This window comes from Mitsuokella jalaludinii DSM 13811 (assembly GCF_000702905.1).
GTDB lineage: Bacteria > Bacillota > Negativicutes > Selenomonadales > Selenomonadaceae > Mitsuokella > Mitsuokella jalaludinii.
This window is the reverse complement of record NZ_JNKR01000017.1, coordinates 1-15,566: the sequence shown is the minus strand read 5'-3', so window position 1 is coordinate 15,566 and position 15,566 is coordinate 1. Positions and strand designations below refer to the sequence as shown.

The following is a 15,566-nucleotide window of genomic DNA, read 5'->3' as shown; positions in this document are numbered from 1 at the left end:
GAGATTCCTCCTGTTAAGCAAATCTTTGGAAGACATATCGTTCTAGTAGGTATAGCTGCTATTATAAGGGAAAGCAGCTGTTCTTGTCAATGACATCAGCACGGCAGGGCGATGCGCCGCGTCGCACCCTCTTCCGACTGGAAGTTGGCGCTTGTGAGGTCGCGCAGTTCCATCAGCCGCGACTCGACTTCTGCGGGCGGCAGCAGGAGGTGGAGCGTGACAGCTTCGGCGTAGTCGGCCTCCTCTGTGCGGATCTCCTGCTGCCGGATCCAGTGCTCGACTGTCGCCAGGAGGTCGTAGCCGATTGTCACATGGAGCTCGGTAAAGGGCGTCATCTCGATGCGCGTGGCCGCTTCGATGCCGAGCACGGCGGCATGGCCGTAGGCGCGGATGAGTCCGCCCGCGCCGAGCTTGATGCCGCCGAAGTAGCGCGTGACGACGATGACAACGTCCGTCAATGCGTTCTTCTTGATGGCCTCGAGGATGGGGTTGCCCGCCGTGCCGCCCGGCTCGCCGTCGTCGTTTGACTTCTGCTTGTCGGCGCGCTCGCCGAGCACGTAGGCAGAGCAGTTGTGGCGCGCGTCGAAGTACTGCTTCTTCATGGCCTGGATGAAGGCGCGCGCTTCTTCCTCCGTCTCGACGTGGCGGATGTGCGTGATGAATCTCGATTTCTGTATCTCGTAGAGCGTCTCGACGGAGTCGTCCGTCTCGCGTATGGTTCGGTAGCCGTTCATGATTGCCTCCTGGATGTATTTCTTTCTTAAAATAATTATACCCTATTTCCTGCGCGTATGTCTCATCTGAAAATTTTATCTGCAGAGCTATGGTAATTGCTATCGTTTTGTAGTATCCTTTAGGTTGAAATAATGGAAGTGTCGCGGATGGCAATGCTATACAAATCACAGATCGAAGCGGCACTGGGAAGGTTGTGTTATTAAGGTAATGAACGAGTCGAAAATGAACAGAGGGTTAAAGAATCGCCATCTGCAACTGATCTCGCTGGGCGGGGTCATCGGCAGTGGTTACTTCCTCGGCACCGGGTATGTTCTCGAAAAAGCGGGCCCGGCCGCGATCCTCGCCTATCTCTTGGGCGGGGTCATCGTGCTTTGCGTCATGCTCTGCCTCGCGGAGCTGGCGGTGGAAAAACCTGTATCGGGTTCTTTTGTCACGTATGCAAGGGAGCACATCTCTCCGACCTGGGCCTGCGGTGTGGGCTGGGCCTACTGGACGACCTGGGTTGCGTACGTTCCATCCGAGATGATTGCCGCTGGCATCATCATGAATAACTTTATACCAGAAGTCAGCCAGCTCTGGTGGGCTGTGTTCTTCGGACTCCTGGTGACGATTCTCAATCTGTTCCATGTCGATAAGTTCGGCGAGAGTGAGTTCTGGCTGTCTCTGATCAAGATCATCGCTCTTGCAGCCTTCAGTATCGTGGCCGGCCTCATCTGCCTCGGCCTCATCGGCGATCAGGGCTATATCGGCACAAAGGTCCTTCTCGGCAGCGGCGGCTTCGCGCCGAACGGCTACTGGTCGATCGTGCTGACGATGGTCATCATCCTCGTCAACTTCCAGGGCACGGAGATTATCGGCCTTGCCGCCGGCGAGTGCGAGAAGCCGGAGAAGAGCATCCCGATTGCGGTGCGCAACGTGACATGGCGCATCATCGCGCTCTACATCATCCCAATCTCGCTCCTGATCTCCATCCTGCCTTGGGACAAGGCGGGCCTCGATGAGAGTGTCTTTGCGGCAGCTGTCACGCAGTACGGCCTTTCGGGCTTCGGCGCGTTCTTCGCCTTCGTCATCCTGACGGCGGCCATCTCGTGCTCGAACTCGGGCCTCTACGGTGCGGCTCGCGCCCTGCATGCGCTCGCGCGCATGGACATGGCCCCGAGCACGCTCGGCCACATCAACAAGAACGGCATGCCGTCGCGCTCCATCCTCGTCTCGATCTGCGCGTGCTGGGCCGTCATCCTGCTCTACTCGTTTGACCCGGATTCAGCGCTCTACACGTACCTCTTGGCCGTATCGGGCTTCACGGGCGCGATTGCCTGGATCTCGATCTGCTGGAGCGAGTACCGCAGCCGCAAGCGCAAGATCGCCGAGGGCACGGAAGGGGCGCTGCGCTACAAGACGCCGTTCTTCCCGTATGTCACGCTGTTCGGCATCTGGGCACAGGTCTTCTGCCTCGTCGTCATGGTCTTCGAGCCAGAGCTGCGCGAGGCCCTCTACGCCGGCGTCCCCATGCTCGTATTCCCGATGGCCTGGTACCGCCTGCGCCAGCACCGCCGCGCCACCAGCGCCGCACGTGCACTTCACTGAATCGAATCCGTCAAAAGCCGCTTCTTGGATAGAGGCGGCTTTTTTGTTGCCATCTCGCATGGGGAGGCGCCGTAGCTGCTTGTCAACGTTGCGCTGTGCAGGACTGCGTGACATCCAGCATGGCGAGACGGCGGCACCAGCACCCCAACGCTGCGCGGCAAATTCCTGCTAAAGCGATTTTTGTCTTCCAATGAATCCCTAGAAAAGAGCAAAACGCGCTGCGCTTGAACGGCTGCTCTTTTCTAGGGGCATGAGAGGAAGACAAAAATCGCTTCTTCACGCAGGAATTTGAACGCTCCGCTAACGGGGTGCTGGTGCCGCCGTCTTTCGAGCAACTGAGCCTTCGGACATCGAGATAGCCAGGCAGTTCCGTGTGTTGACAGAAGGCTTCATCTCGTTTCATGGAAGCTGCAAAAAAGAAGATGAATGAAGCGAGTGAATAGGGCGGGAAGGAACTGAGCCGCAGTGGGCAGACATAAGCGGAGCATTGGCAGAGCTGCGTCAAGAAAGAATTTTTTTGCCGACCAGATCCCCTGAAAAAGACAAGCGTCCAAGCGCAGCGCGTTTTTGTCTTTTTCAGGGTCAAATTGAAGGGCAAAAAAATTCTTTCAGCAGCCTGCCCTGCGCAGTGTTGTCTGCCCGCTGCGGCGTCTTATATGACTCGATGTAAATCGAATCTGAATCCGCAAATCACCTGCAAATCAAAAGCCCCCTGCCATGCAGGAGGCTTCTTGTAATGTGTGTCGTTGTGGGAAGCGATTACGCAGCTTGCTTCTTGGCGTATCTCTTTTCTTCCTGATCCATGACGATGGCGACGGCGCCGTCACCGGTGATGTTCAGGCAGGTGCGGAACATGTCGAGGACACGGTCGATGCCGGCGACGAGAGCGAGGCCTTCCATCGGGAGGTTGACGCTCTGCAGGACCATCGCGAGCATGATGAGGCCGGCGCCCGGGACGCCTGCCGTGCCGATGGAGGCCAGCGTGCCCGTCAGGACGATCATGGCCATCTGGCCGTACGTCAGGTCGATGCCGAAGACGTTCGCGATGAAGAGGGAGCAGACGCCCATGTAGAGTGCCGTGCCATCCATGTTGATCGTCGCGCCGAGCGGCAGGACGAAGGAGGAGACATCGCGCGAGACGCCGAGTTTCTCCTGGCTGTTCTTCATGTTGACCGGCAGCGCCGCTGCACTCGAGCAAGTCGTGAAGGCGATCAGCATCGCCTCACTCATGCCACGGAAGAACTGTGCCGGCGTATGGCCGCCCCAGACCTTGGCGAGCGTCGAGTAGACGGCAACCGCATGGATGAGGCAGCCGACGGCGACGCAGGCGATGACGGAGATCAGCGGCAGCAGGACGGATGGGCCGTTCTTGGCGACGACCGGCAGCAGCAGGGCGAAGACACCGATAGGAGCGAAGCTCATGACGATGCCGATGATCTTGTAGGAGACCTCCGCGCAGGCGTCGAAGAACTTGATCAGGATGTCTGCGCGCTCGCCGCCGACCTTGAGGATGCCGACGCCGATGAAGAGCGCGAAGACGATGACCGGCAGGATATCCGCCTTGGCCATCGAAGCGACCGGGTTAGCCGGGACCATCGCGACGAAGACCTGCATGATCGACGGCGCTTCCTTGACCTTGACGACAGCGTCCGATGTCATCTGGAGGCCGAGGCCCGGATGCGCGAGGCCTGCGACGCTGAAGCCGATGATGATGGCGATAGCCGTCGTGACGAGGTAGAGCAGGATCGTCTTGATGCCGATGCGGCCGAGCTTCGTCGTGTCACCGAGGCTCGTCATGCCGACGACGAGCGAGCAGAGGACGACGGGGACGATCATCATCTTGATGAGGTTGATGAAGATCGTGCCGATCGGGGCGATCCACCAGTTGATGAACGGCAGTGCCGGTTCGCCCGCAATCAGGCCGACGATGACGGCCAGCACGAGCGCGATGAAGATCTTGATCGATAAGTTCATGAAAATCACTCCTTGGGTATTGCGTACTTCGCGTATGCGTGATCAGTCATTGGCTGCGATATATTTTCGCATTTGTATGATAGATAATGCCAATTCCTTATTACAGTTTTTTATTATAGAGAAAAGAGCAGGGGATGTCCACTGGTATGGAATAAGTATACGGTATACATACATCGTACGTGGACAATGCGGGGCAGTATTCTGTATTATTGTAAATCGAATCCGATTCCTTGACACAATCTCTTTGCGTATAATTTTGCTTATAATAAGGAAGACAGCTTTGCCGTGCATGATTCCTGTGAGCAGCGCGCAAAAAAAATGCGGGGAAACGATTGTCAAGGCACTTCTCTTATGATATAATTTCTAACGGTGTAAAAATAGCACGCGCCTCGATCGCTGCCCTGTGCCCGAAATGGGTGGTGCAGAGAAATGAAAGGTGCGGAAGAAAAAAACAGGAGGTGCACCAACATGGCAGTTATTTCCATGAAACAGTTACTTGAAGCAGGTGTCCACTTCGGACATCAGACCCGTCGTTGGAACCCGAAGATGGCAAAGTACATCTTCACGGAGCGCAACGGCATCTACATCATCGACCTTCAGAAGACGGTCAAGAAGGTTGACGAGGCTTATGCATTCCTTCGCAGCGTTGCAGAGGAAGGCAAGAGCGTCCTCTTCGTCGGCACGAAGAAGCAGGCTCAGGAAGCCATCAAGGAAGAAGCTACGCGTGCTGGCCAGTTCTATGTCAACGAGCGCTGGCTCGGCGGCATGATGACGAACTTCCGCACGATCCAGAAGCGCATCGCTCGTCTCAAAGAGCTCGAGGCTATGGAAGCAGACGGCACGTTCGAAGTCCTCACGAAGAAAGAGGTCCAGGGTCTTCGCCACGAGATGGAGAAGCTCGAGCAGTACCTCGGCGGTATCAAAGAGATGAACAAGTTGCCGGGCGCACTCTTCATCGTCGATCCGCGCAAGGAGCGCATCGCCGTTGCTGAGGCTCGCAAGCTCAACATTCCTATCGTTGCAATCGTCGACACGAACTGCGATCCGGATGAGATCGACTACGTCATTCCGGGCAACGATGACGCAATCCGCGCTGTCAAGCTCCTCACGGGCCGCATGGCTGATGCAGTCCTCGAGGGTCGTCAGGGTGAGGATAGCGAAGCAGAAGCTGCAGAAGCACCGGCTGCTGAATAATCCAGAAATCCAGATTCGATAAGAAGACCGGGAGGGGTAAGGGAGTTATCCCTTGCCCCTCCTTTTTATTAGGAGGAAAAGAACCAATGGCAAAGATTACGGCTGCAATGGTAAAAGAGCTGCGCGAGACGACGGGCGCAGGCATGATGGACTGCAAGAAGGCCCTGACGGCTACGGACGGCGACAAGGAAAAGGCAATCGACTGGCTCCGTGAGAAGGGCATCTCGAAGGCTGAGAAGAAGGCTGGCCGCATCGCTGCAGAGGGTGCTGTCGCCGCTTACATCAGCGACGATGCAAAAGTCGGCGTTCTCGTCGAAGTCAACTGCGAGACGGACTTCGCTGCTGGCAACGAGCAGTTCCGCGCTCTCGAAGAGAAGATCGCGAAGCACATCGCTGCAACGAACCCGGCTGACCTCGATGCCCTCAATGCAAGCGAGATTGACGGCAAGACGGTCGCTGCTCTCGTGACGGAAGCTACGGCTACGATCGGCGAGAAGATCTCCCTGCGCCGTTTTGTCCGCTATGAGTCGGAAGGCCGCGTTGCCAGCTACATTCACATGGGCGGCAAGATCGGCGTCCTCGTCGACATGACGGGCGGCGATGAAGAGCTCGGCAAGGACGTTGCTATGCAGATCGCTGCAGCAGCTCCGGCAGCCATCGACCGCAGCGGTGTCGATGCAGCAGCTCTCGAGCACGAGAAGGAAGTCCTCCGCAAGCAGGCTCTCGAAGAGGGCAAGCCGGAGAAAATCGTTGAGCGCATGGTCGAAGGCCGCATCAACAAGTACTACAAGGAAGTCTGCCTCAACGAGCAGATCTTCGTCAAGGATTCCGACAAGACGGTCAAGGACATCCTCGGCGACGTCAAGGTAACGGCATTCACGCGCTACCAGCTCGGCGAAGGCATCGAGAAGAAGCAGGAGAACTTCGCTGCTGAAGTCGCTGCTCAGATGAAATAATCAACCGGAAAAAGCCAGACCGGAAAGAAAGAGAACACATAATGGATTGTGTTCTCTTTTTTTAGAGGTTATAACGAGGCAGAAAATCTCCGTAAATGGGGGAAACATCTAGAAATAGGCGGTGAGCCTATCTCCCGCCTCGTTGAAAGGCTGCAAGGTGGATTTTCCTATGGAAAATCTGGAACAATGGCCTTATAATAGAGAAAGATGCAGTGACATTTAGATGGAGGGTAATATTTTGGAACCAGCAAAATATAAACGCATTGTCCTGAAACTCAGTGGTGAATCGCTTGCCGGCGATCAGGGCTTCGGCATCAACCCGGCTGTTGTCGAGGATATCGCGAAGCAGATCAAGAAAATCCGTGAGCGCGGCGTCGACGTCGCCATCGTCGTCGGCGGCGGCAACATCTGGCGCGGGCTCGCCGGCTCGGCCAAGGGCATGGACCGCGCGACGGCCGACTACATGGGCATGATGGCCACGGTCATGAACGCACTCGCCCTGCAGGATGCACTCGAGAAGCTCGATGTGGACACGCGCGTACAGACCGCCATCGAGATGCGCCAGGTCGCAGAGCCGTACATCCGCCGCAAGGCCATCCGTCACATGGAGAAGGGCCGCGTCGTCATCTTTGGCGCCGGCACGGGCAATCCGTACTTCTCGACGGATACGACGGCCGCTCTGCGTGCTGCAGAGATCGAAGCCGATGTCATCCTCATGGCCAAGAAGGGCACGGATGGCATCTATGATTCCGATCCGAACAAGAATGCCAACGCGAAGAAATTTGATTCGCTGACGTACATCGAGATCCTCAACAAGGGCCTGCAGGTCATGGACACGACGGCCACGAGCCTCTGCATGGACAACAAGATCCCGCTTCTCGTCTTCAACATCGATGACCACGAGAACATCGTCCGCGCAGCACTCGGCGAGGAGATCGGCACGACGGTAGGAGGAAATGAGTAATGGTAAAAGACATTCTCGCGTCCCATGAGGAACGCATGAAGAAGAGCATCGAGGCCCTCAAGCACGAGTTCGCCTCGCTGCGTGCAGGCCGCGCTACGCCGTCCCTGCTCGACAAGGTCATGGTCAACTACTACGGCGCCCCGACGCCGGTCAACCAGATCGCGAAGGTTTCCGTGCCGGAGCCGCGCATGATCATGATCCAGCCGTGGGAGAAATCCATCCTGCACGACATCGAAGTCGCGATCATGAAGTCGGATCTCGGCCTGAGCCCGAACTCCGATGGCACGGCCATCCGCCTCTCCATCCCGGCTCTGACGCAGGAGCGTCGCCAGGAGCTCGTCAAGACGGTCAACAAGAAGACGGAGGAGGCCAAGGTCGCCCTGCGCAACATCCGCCGCGACGGCAATGAGGCCATCAAGAAGCTCGAGAAGTCCAAGGAGATCACTGAGGACGATTCGAAGCGCGGTCAGGAGTCCATGCAGAAACTCGTTGACAAGTACGTCAAGCTCGCCGATGCGGCGAAGGACGTCAAGGAGAAAGAGGTCATGGAAGTCTGATATGACTCAGATGACGCCTGACATCCTGGCGCGGCCGCTCGCCGAGGCCGAAGCGATGCTTCGCGAGGCCGGCCGCCCCTGGCAAACGGAAATAACACGCCCAACGCGTGATTTTTTCAAGACAGATTCAACCTGTCTTTACGTCGTCCGCGTGCGAGAGCAGGCGGATGGCACGATCCTGCTGACTCTTGCGGCAAAGCAGAGGAAGCTGGACCACTAAAAACTAGAGAAGGAGGCGAGATGAATGGCTTACAAGATCACTGATGACTGCATTTCCTGCGGTTCCTGCGCTGCTACGTGCCCGGTTGAGGCAATCAGCGAGGGTGCAGAGCACTACGAGATCGACGCAGACAAGTGCGTTGAGTGCGGTGCTTGCGCTGCCGGCTGCCCGGTATCCGCAATCGAAGCTCCCTGATGGATGACGAGCGGCCCCTCTTTTTTATGCGAGAGGGGCTTTTCGTTATTCTACACGGAATAGTCTCTCAGGATGGAGATATAGTATGTGGAAAAAGATATTTGGCGGTGGAAAAACGGCGCGCGAGGAAAAAGCGCCCGCCAATCAGAACCCGCTCTACGATAGAATCAACTGGCAGCGCTTGCCGCGCCATGTCGCCATCATCATGGACGGCAACGGCCGCTGGGCACAGGGCAAGGGCCTCATCCGCACGGCGGGCCACAAGGCCGGTGTCAAGACGCTCAAGAACATCCTCAAGGCGGCCATCGATCTGCGCATCGAGGCCCTGACGGTCTACGCCTTCTCGACGGAGAACTGGAAGCGCCCGCGCCCTGAGGTCGAATTTCTCATGAAGCTCTTCTCGGAGTACCTCATCAAGGAGCTCGAGGAGATGAACGACTACAATGTGCGCATCCGCTTCATCGGCCGCATGGAGGGCATGCCCGAGGGCCTGCAGCGCCAGATGCGCGAGGCGGAGGCGCTCATGAAGGACAACACGGGCATCCGCTTCAACGTCGCGGCCAATTACGGCGGCCAGGATGAGCTCATCCGCGCGGCGCAGTCGCTCGCGCGCAAGGCAGCGGCAGGGGAGATTGCCCCAGAGGACATCGACGCCGAGGCCATCGATCAGCAGCTCGACACGGCTGGCGACCCGCCCGTCGACCTCGTCATCCGCACGAGCGGCGACCAGCGCCTCTCGAACTTCCTGCTCTGGCAGTCGGCCTATGCGGAGTTCTACTTCACCGATGTCAACTGGCCGGACTTCACGCCCGCCTGCTTCGTCGACGCGCTCGTCGACTTTGCCGGGCGCGACCGCCGCTTTGGCGGCCTGACCAATAAATAAGATAGGAGCGGTTTCGTTGTTTACAAGAATCATCACAGGCGTGGTCGGCATCGCGCTGGCTGCTTTCGTCATCCAGACGGGCGGAGCCCTGTTCGCTGGCTTTGCTCTCGTGCTCTCCGTGTTGGCCTGGTTTGAATACGCGCGCGCCTTCCACCGGAAGGGCAACAATCTGACGTTCCTGACGGGCATTCTCGGGCTCATCCTGCTCTGGGGCTGCGCGTGGCTCGGCAACGCCGAGGAGTCGATGGCCGTCACGACGGGCATCGTGCTCATCGTGCTCTTGGAGAGCGTCCTGCTGCACGGCCGCGTCTCCTTCGTCGACGCCTGCACGTCGGTCGCCGGCATCCTCTACCTCGGCCTGCCGTTTGCGCACATGGTCATGCTGCGCTACCTCTATCCAGAGCAGCACCTCATGACCTCGCTGGGCTCCTTTGAGTTCGGCTGCGCGATGATCTGGGTCATGTTCATCGGCACCTGGGCCAGCGACACGTTTGCCTACTTCACGGGCTCGGCCATCGGCCGCCACAAGCTCTGCCCGACGATCAGCCCCAACAAGACGGTCGAGGGCTTCCTCGGCTCTGTCATCGGCACGACGGCAGCCGTCGCCGGCCTCGGCGCGTTCTTCTCGCTGCCGATTGTCGAGATGGCCGTGCTCGGCTTCTGCATCTCGCTCCTGGCGACGCTCGGCGACCTCGTCGAGTCGGTGGCGAAGCGCTACACGGGCATCAAGGACTCGGGCAATATCATCCCGGGGCACGGCGGCGTCTGGGACCGCTTTGACAGCGTGCTCTTCACGGCACCGCTCGTCTACTACTTTGTGCTGATCGCGGGCCTTGGCCTGAAGTGAGGGAAATGCTATGAAGAATATTGCTGTATTAGGCTCTACGGGCTCCATCGGCACGCAGACGCTCGACGTCGTGCGCGGCCATCGCGAGCTCTTCCACATCTCCGTGCTCGCGGCCAATGCGAGCGACGAACTGCTCGAAAAGCAGATCCGCGAGTTCGAGCCGGAGCTCGCCGTGCTCTCCGACGAGGCCGCCTACGCGCGCCTCAAGTCGCGCTACACGGGCAAGACGAAGCTCGCCGGTGGCCGCCAGGCCTTCATCGACGCGGCGGCCTACCCGGACGTCGACACCGTCGTGACCTCGATGATGGGCTTTGCCGGCCTCGAGCCGACGATGAAGGCGCTCGACGCCAAGAAGAACATCGCGCTCGCCAACAAGGAGACGCTCGTCGTCGCCGGCGAGATCGTCATGCGCCGCGCGAAGGAGCAGGGCGTCTCCATCCTGCCTGTCGACAGCGAGCACTGTGCGTTCTTCCAGTGCTTGCAGGGCGAGAAGCGCGAGACGATCGAGAAGCTCCTCTTGACCTGCTCCGGCGGCCCGTTCCGCGGCAAGAAGCGCGAAGCGCTCATCGGCGCGACGAAGGCGCAGGTCCTCGCGCATCCGACCTGGAACATGGGCCAGAAGATCACGGTCGACTCAGCTTCGCTCGTCAATAAGGGCCTTGAGGTCATCGAGGCGAAGTGGCTCTACGGCGTCGACTACGACAAGATCCAGGTCGTCGTCCACCCGCAGAGCATCATCCACTCGATGGTCCAGTTCTGCGACGGCTCCGTCATCGCGCAGCTCGGCTGCCCCGACATGAAGCTGCCGATCCAGTACGCCCTGACGTACCCGACGCGCCAGAGTTCGACTTTTGAGCGACTCGACTTCTGGAAGCTCAAGGACCTGACTTTCGAGAAGCCGGACACCGATACCTTCAAGGGTCTGCGCTTTGCCTACGAGGCCGGCAAGATGGGCGGCTCGATGCCGTGCGTCTTCAATGCGGCCAACGAAGTCGCCGTCGGCGCCTTCCTCAAGGATGCCATCCACTTCCTCGACATCTACGACATCATCGAAGAGACGATGATGAAGCGCGAATGCATCGTCGAGCCGACACTCGAGGAGCTCTTCGAGGAAGACAAGTGGGCGCGCGCATACGCTGCCTCGCTGCTCGCGAAGTGATGCGTCCTCATTTGATTCACTGCAAGATTCACTATGACACGATAAAAGGATGGTGAAGCAATGGTATTGACAATAGCAGCAGCTGTCTTTGTCTTCGGCCTGCTCGTCCTCGTGCATGAGCTCGGCCACTTCGTCACGGCGAAGATGACGGGCATGCGCGTCGACGAGTTTGCCATCGGCTTTGGGCCGAAGCTCGTGAGCTTCCAGCGCGGTGAGACGGTGTACTCCATCCGCGCGATCCCGCTCGGCGGTTTCAACGACATCGCCGGCATGGACCCCGAGCAGAACGATGCAGGCAGCCGCGGTTACTGCGAGAAACCTGTGAGCTCGCGCATGATTGTGATCCTCGCGGGCTCCATCATGAATTTCATACTGCCGCTCTTCCTGTTCTTCGGCATCTTCTTCTTCGCCGGCGTCAGCACGCCGAGCACAGAGCCGGTCTTCGGCACGGTGCTCGCGGGCAAGCCGGCGGCCGAAGCTGGCCTCAGGGACGGCGACCGCGTGCTCGCCATTGACGGAACGCCAATCGCGACGTGGTCCGACTTCGTCGCCGGCGTCAAGGACAGCGCGGGAAAGCCTGTCAACCTGACCGTCGAGCGCGGCGGGGAGTCGTTTGATACGACGGTCACGCCGGCCTACGACTCGAGCTCGCAGCGCGCGATGGTCGGCGTCATGGGCTCCGTCGACACGCACTACCCGGGCTTTGTCGAGTCGGCCAAGCTCGCCGTGCAGAAGACGGGGGCCATCCTCTACATGATGGTCGACGCCCTCTACAAGATCGTCCTCGAGCTGTCGGGCGCGGAGCTCGCCGGCCCAATCGGTGTCGCGCAGATGGCGGGTGAGGTCGCCCAGATGGGCTTCGTGCCGCTCCTCAACTTCGCGGCCTTCCTGAGCCTCAACCTCGGCATCGTCAACCTCTTCCCGATACCGGCACTCGACGGCGGCCACTTCCTGACGCTCTGCGTCGAGGCCGTGCGCGGCAAGCCGCTGAGTCCGACTGCCCTGCGCTACACGCAGAACGTCGGCATCGTCCTGCTGCTCCTCTTGATGCTGCTCGCGACGAAGAACGACATCGTCCGCGTGATCTTCGGCGGCTGAGGCTGACACCGACTAATTCGAAAGGAAGTGTACGATTTGTACGATTTACAGAAGCGCCGTCCGACGCGCCAGATCCACATCGGCAAGGTCGCGATTGGCGGCGGTGCGCCGATCTCCGTGCAGTCGATGACGAATACGAAGACGACGGACACCGAGGCGACTGTCGCCCAGATCCGCGCCCTGCAGGCCGCAGGCTGCGATATCGTGCGGCTCGCCGTGCCCGACATGGAGGCCGCCAGGAACCTCGGCAATATCCTGCGCCAGGTCACCGTGCCGCTCGTTGCCGACATCCACTTTGACTACAAGCTCGCGCTCGAGGCCATCCACCAGGGCATCCACGCCCTGCGCCTCAACCCGGGCAACATCGGCGGCGAGGAGAAGGTCAAGGCCGTCGTCGAGGCCGCCAAAGAGGCCGGCATCCCGATCCGCATCGGCGTCAACGCCGGTTCCCTCGACAAGAAGATCCTCAAGAAGTACGGCGGCGTCACGCCGGAGGTGCTCGTCGAGTCGGCGATGGAGCACGTGCGCATCCTAGAGGCACTCGACTTCCACGACATGAAGATCTCCCTCAAGGCGCACGACGTGCCGCTGACGATTGCGGCCTATCGCCTCATGAGCCAGACGGTCGACTACCCGCTGCACCTCGGCATCACCGAGGCTGGCACGGTCAACACGGGCATCATCAAGTCGGCCGTCGGCATCGGCGCGTTGCTCGCCGAGGGCATTGGCGACACCTTCCGCATCTCGCTGACGGGCGACCCCGTCGTCGAGGTCCGCGTCGCCAATGAGATCTTGAAGTCACTCGGCCTCAAGGAGTACGGTCCGACGCTCGTCGCCTGCCCGACCTGCGGCCGCACGAGCATCGACCTGCCGGCCATCGCCGCCCAGGTCGAGGAGAAGCTCAGGGACATCGAAGAGCCCATCGAGGTGGCCGTCATGGGCTGCGTCGTCAACGGCCCGGGCGAGGCGCGCGGCGCCGACGTCGGCATTGCCGGCGGCAACGGCGAGGGCCTCATTTTCCGCAAGGGCGAGATCGTCCGCAAAGTGCCCGAAGCCGACCTCGTGAACGAATTATTCCAGGAAATTGACCAGATATTGGAGGAACGCAAACATGCGAGCAAGTAACCTTTACGCACCAACACTTAGAAACACGCCAGCTGAGGCCGAGATTGCCAGCCATCAGCTCATGTACCGCGCCGGCATGATCCGTAAGACGGCCGGCGGCATGTACACCTTCCTGCCGCTCGCATGGCGCACGATCCGCAAGATCGAGCAGATCATCCGCGAGGAGATGGACGCAGCAGGCGGCCAGGAAATCATGATGCCGATCCTGCAGCCGGCAGAGTACTGGCAGGAGAGCGGCCGCTGGGGCGTCTACGGCGATGAGATGATGCGCATCAAGGACCGCCATGGCCGCGACTTCTGCCTCGGACCGACGCATGAAGAGATGATCACGGCGCTCGTGCGCGACGAAGTCCGCTCCTACAAGCAGCTGCCGCTGATGCTCTACCAGATCCAGGACAAGTTCCGCGATGAGCGCCGCCCGCGCTTCGGCCTCATGCGCAGCCGCGAGTTCATCATGAAGGACCTCTACTCCTTCGACAAGGACGTCGAGGGAATGAACGAGTCGTACAAGAAGATGTACGACGCCTACACGAACATCTTCACCCGCATGGGCCTTGAGTTCCGCCCGGTCGAGGCCGACAACGGCGCCATCGGCGGCGGCCACTCCCACGAGTTCACTGTCCTCGCCGACGCCGGCGAGTCGAACATCGCCGTCTGCACGAAGTGCGACTACGCAGCGAGCGACGAGAAGGCCGAGCTCAAGCCGGTAGAGATCCCCTTTGAGGACGAACTGCCGCTCGAGAAAGTCAGCACGCCGGGCACGAACACCATCGAGGCCCTCTGCGACTTCCTCCATGTGCCGGCCGACAAGACGATTAAGGCCGTCGCTTACCAGACCGACAAGGATGAGCTCGTGCTCGCCTTCATCCGCGGCGACCACGATGTCAACGAAATCAAGGTCATCAACCAGATCGAGGGCGCACTCGACTTGCGCATGGCCGACGAAGAGGCCATCCGCGCTGCCGGCGGCTGCCCCGGCTTCATGGGCCCCATCGGCATCAAGAAGGGCACGCACGTGCTCGTCGACGCGACCGTCATGAACATGCACAACGCCGTCACGGGTGCCAACGAGACAGACGTCCATTATAAGAACGTCAACCCGCAGCGCGACTTCGATAAGGACGCCATCATCGTCACCGACCTGCGCATGGTCAAAGAGGGCGACCCGTGCCCGCACTGCGGCGCACCACTCAAGATGACGCGCGGCATCGAGGCCGGCCAGGTCTTCACGCTCGGCACGAAGTACAGCCAGGCGATGGGCGCGACCTTCCTCGACGAGAACGGCAAAGAGCAGCCGCTCGTCATGGGCTGCTACGGCATCGGCGTCGGCCGCTCGATGGCCGCCGCCATCGAGCAGAACAACGACGACCAGGGCATCGTCTGGCCGCGCGCCATCGCGCCGTTCGAAGTCGTCGTCGTCGCCGTCAACGCCAAGAAGGAAGAGCAGCTGACGTACGCCGAGGGCATCTACGAAGAGTGCCGCAAGGCCGGCCTCGACGTCCTGCTCGACGACCGCAAGGAGCGCGCCGGCGTCAAGTTCAAAGACTGCGACCTCATCGGCTATCCGGTCCGCGTGACCATCGGCCCGAAGGCTGTCGAGGAAGACGTCATCGAAGTCAAAGTCCGCAAGACCGGCGAAGTCTACAACTTCACCCGCGCCGACTACCTCGAGAAAGTCCAGGCGCTGCTCAAGGACCTTTGAGATCCAAAACGGCAATCAAAAAAGCTGCACCATCTGGTGCAGCTCTTTTTGTATATAGAAAACCCCTGGTTAGACCAGGGGCTCGATAAAGCTTTAGCGATGAGTCTTTAAAGGATTTAATAAACCTCCCTTGAAGTATGAAGTTGCGGTCCGTCAACTGCAACCAATACGACAAAGGAGGTATATCGTAATGAAAGATTACGATGTACATAGTTTATCACATACAAAATGGGAGTGTAAATATCATATTGTATTTGCCCCTAAATACAGAAGAAAGGTCTTTTATGGTCAGAAGCGGTACGAGATTGGTCAAATCTTAAGGGAACTGTGTCGGTGGAAACAGGTGAACTTGTTAGAAGCCGAGGCCTGT

The 15,566-nt window shown here is 59.3% G+C and carries 17 protein-coding genes; 14 read left to right on the top strand and 3 right to left on the bottom strand.

Annotated elements, in window-relative coordinates; genetic code table 11:
- Window positions 1–95 precede the first annotated feature (95 nt).
- Complete coding sequence (locus T518_RS08590; RefSeq protein ID WP_036378276.1) at window positions 96–734, bottom strand: YigZ family protein; 639 nt, start codon at window positions 732–734, stop codon at window positions 96–98.
- 208 nt (window positions 735–942) lie between these two features.
- On the opposite strand from T518_RS08590, the gene T518_RS08585 reads away from it, so the two are divergent.
- The gene (locus tag T518_RS08585; RefSeq protein WP_036378274.1) at window positions 943–2,322 is read left to right on the top strand and encodes an amino acid permease; all 1,380 of its coding nucleotides are present in this window, start codon (window positions 943–945) and stop codon (window positions 2,320–2,322) included.
- A gap of 82 nt (window positions 2,323–2,404) precedes the next feature.
- On the opposite strand, the gene T518_RS11995 is transcribed toward T518_RS08585, so the two are convergent.
- Together T518_RS11995 and T518_RS08580 are read right to left on the bottom strand one after the other, a co-directional pair.
- Window positions 2,405–2,920 carry a hypothetical protein gene (locus T518_RS11995; protein ID WP_155948117.1) on the bottom strand — a complete coding sequence of 172 codons (516 nt, stop codon included), beginning with the start codon at window positions 2,918–2,920 and terminating at the stop codon, window positions 2,405–2,407.
- Between the two features lie 161 nt (window positions 2,921–3,081).
- Window positions 3,082–4,296, bottom strand: coding sequence for a dicarboxylate/amino acid:cation symporter (locus T518_RS08580; protein WP_036378271.1), 1,215 nt, complete (start codon window positions 4,294–4,296; stop codon window positions 3,082–3,084).
- Between the two features lie 468 nt (window positions 4,297–4,764).
- On the opposite strand from T518_RS08580, the gene rpsB reads away from it, so the two are divergent.
- The 13 genes from rpsB to T518_RS08515 all read left to right on the top strand — a co-directional run.
- Entirely contained in the window at window positions 4,765–5,490 is a 726-nt protein-coding gene (gene rpsB, locus T518_RS08575) for a 30S ribosomal protein S2 (RefSeq protein WP_036378270.1), read from the top strand.
- A gap of 86 nt (window positions 5,491–5,576) precedes the next feature.
- Entirely contained in the window at window positions 5,577–6,446 is an 870-nt protein-coding gene (gene tsf, locus T518_RS08570; protein WP_036378269.1) for a translation elongation factor Ts, read from the top strand.
- 223 nt (window positions 6,447–6,669) lie between these two features.
- A complete protein-coding gene (pyrH, locus tag T518_RS08565) occupies window positions 6,670–7,410 on the top strand; it encodes a UMP kinase (RefSeq protein ID WP_036378268.1) in 741 nt (246 codons plus the stop codon).
- Entirely contained in the window at window positions 7,410–7,967 is a 558-nt protein-coding gene (gene frr / locus T518_RS08560; RefSeq protein ID WP_036378267.1) for a ribosome recycling factor, read from the top strand. Before pyrH ends, frr begins: the two co-directional genes overlap by 1 nt.
- Window position 7,968: 1 nt before the next feature.
- Complete coding sequence (locus tag T518_RS08555) at window positions 7,969–8,187, top strand: RNA-3-phosphate cyclase (RefSeq protein ID WP_244881914.1); 219 nt, start codon at window positions 7,969–7,971, stop codon at window positions 8,185–8,187.
- Between the two features lie 24 nt (window positions 8,188–8,211).
- Window positions 8,212–8,382, top strand: coding sequence for a DUF362 domain-containing protein (locus T518_RS08550; protein ID WP_036378266.1), 171 nt, complete (start codon window positions 8,212–8,214; stop codon window positions 8,380–8,382).
- Between the two features lie 85 nt (window positions 8,383–8,467).
- On the top strand, window positions 8,468–9,265 hold the full coding sequence (gene uppS / locus T518_RS08545; RefSeq protein ID WP_036378265.1) for an undecaprenyl pyrophosphate synthase: 798 nt from the start codon (window positions 8,468–8,470) through the stop codon (window positions 9,263–9,265).
- Window positions 9,266–9,281: 16 nt separating this feature from the next.
- The gene (locus tag T518_RS08540; protein WP_036378262.1) at window positions 9,282–10,112 is read left to right on the top strand and encodes a phosphatidate cytidylyltransferase; all 831 of its coding nucleotides are present in this window, start codon (window positions 9,282–9,284) and stop codon (window positions 10,110–10,112) included.
- A gap of 10 nt (window positions 10,113–10,122) precedes the next feature.
- Window positions 10,123–11,271 carry a 1-deoxy-D-xylulose-5-phosphate reductoisomerase gene (locus tag T518_RS08535; protein ID WP_036378260.1) on the top strand — a complete coding sequence of 383 codons (1,149 nt, stop codon included), beginning with the start codon at window positions 10,123–10,125 and terminating at the stop codon, window positions 11,269–11,271.
- A gap of 60 nt (window positions 11,272–11,331) precedes the next feature.
- The gene (gene rseP, locus T518_RS08530; protein WP_036378258.1) at window positions 11,332–12,369 is read left to right on the top strand and encodes an RIP metalloprotease RseP; all 1,038 of its coding nucleotides are present in this window, start codon (window positions 11,332–11,334) and stop codon (window positions 12,367–12,369) included.
- 27 nt (window positions 12,370–12,396) lie between these two features.
- The gene (gene ispG, locus T518_RS08525; protein WP_415950120.1) at window positions 12,397–13,494 is read left to right on the top strand and encodes a flavodoxin-dependent (E)-4-hydroxy-3-methylbut-2-enyl-diphosphate synthase; all 1,098 of its coding nucleotides are present in this window, start codon (window positions 12,397–12,399) and stop codon (window positions 13,492–13,494) included.
- The gene (locus T518_RS08520) at window positions 13,481–15,196 is read left to right on the top strand and encodes a proline--tRNA ligase (protein WP_036378254.1); all 1,716 of its coding nucleotides are present in this window, start codon (window positions 13,481–13,483) and stop codon (window positions 15,194–15,196) included. The genes ispG and T518_RS08520 overlap by 14 nt, the downstream gene beginning before the upstream one ends.
- 190 nt (window positions 15,197–15,386) lie before the next feature.
- On the top strand, window positions 15,387–15,566 hold a 180-nt coding region (locus tag T518_RS08515), incomplete at its 3' end, for an IS200/IS605 family transposase (protein WP_036378252.1).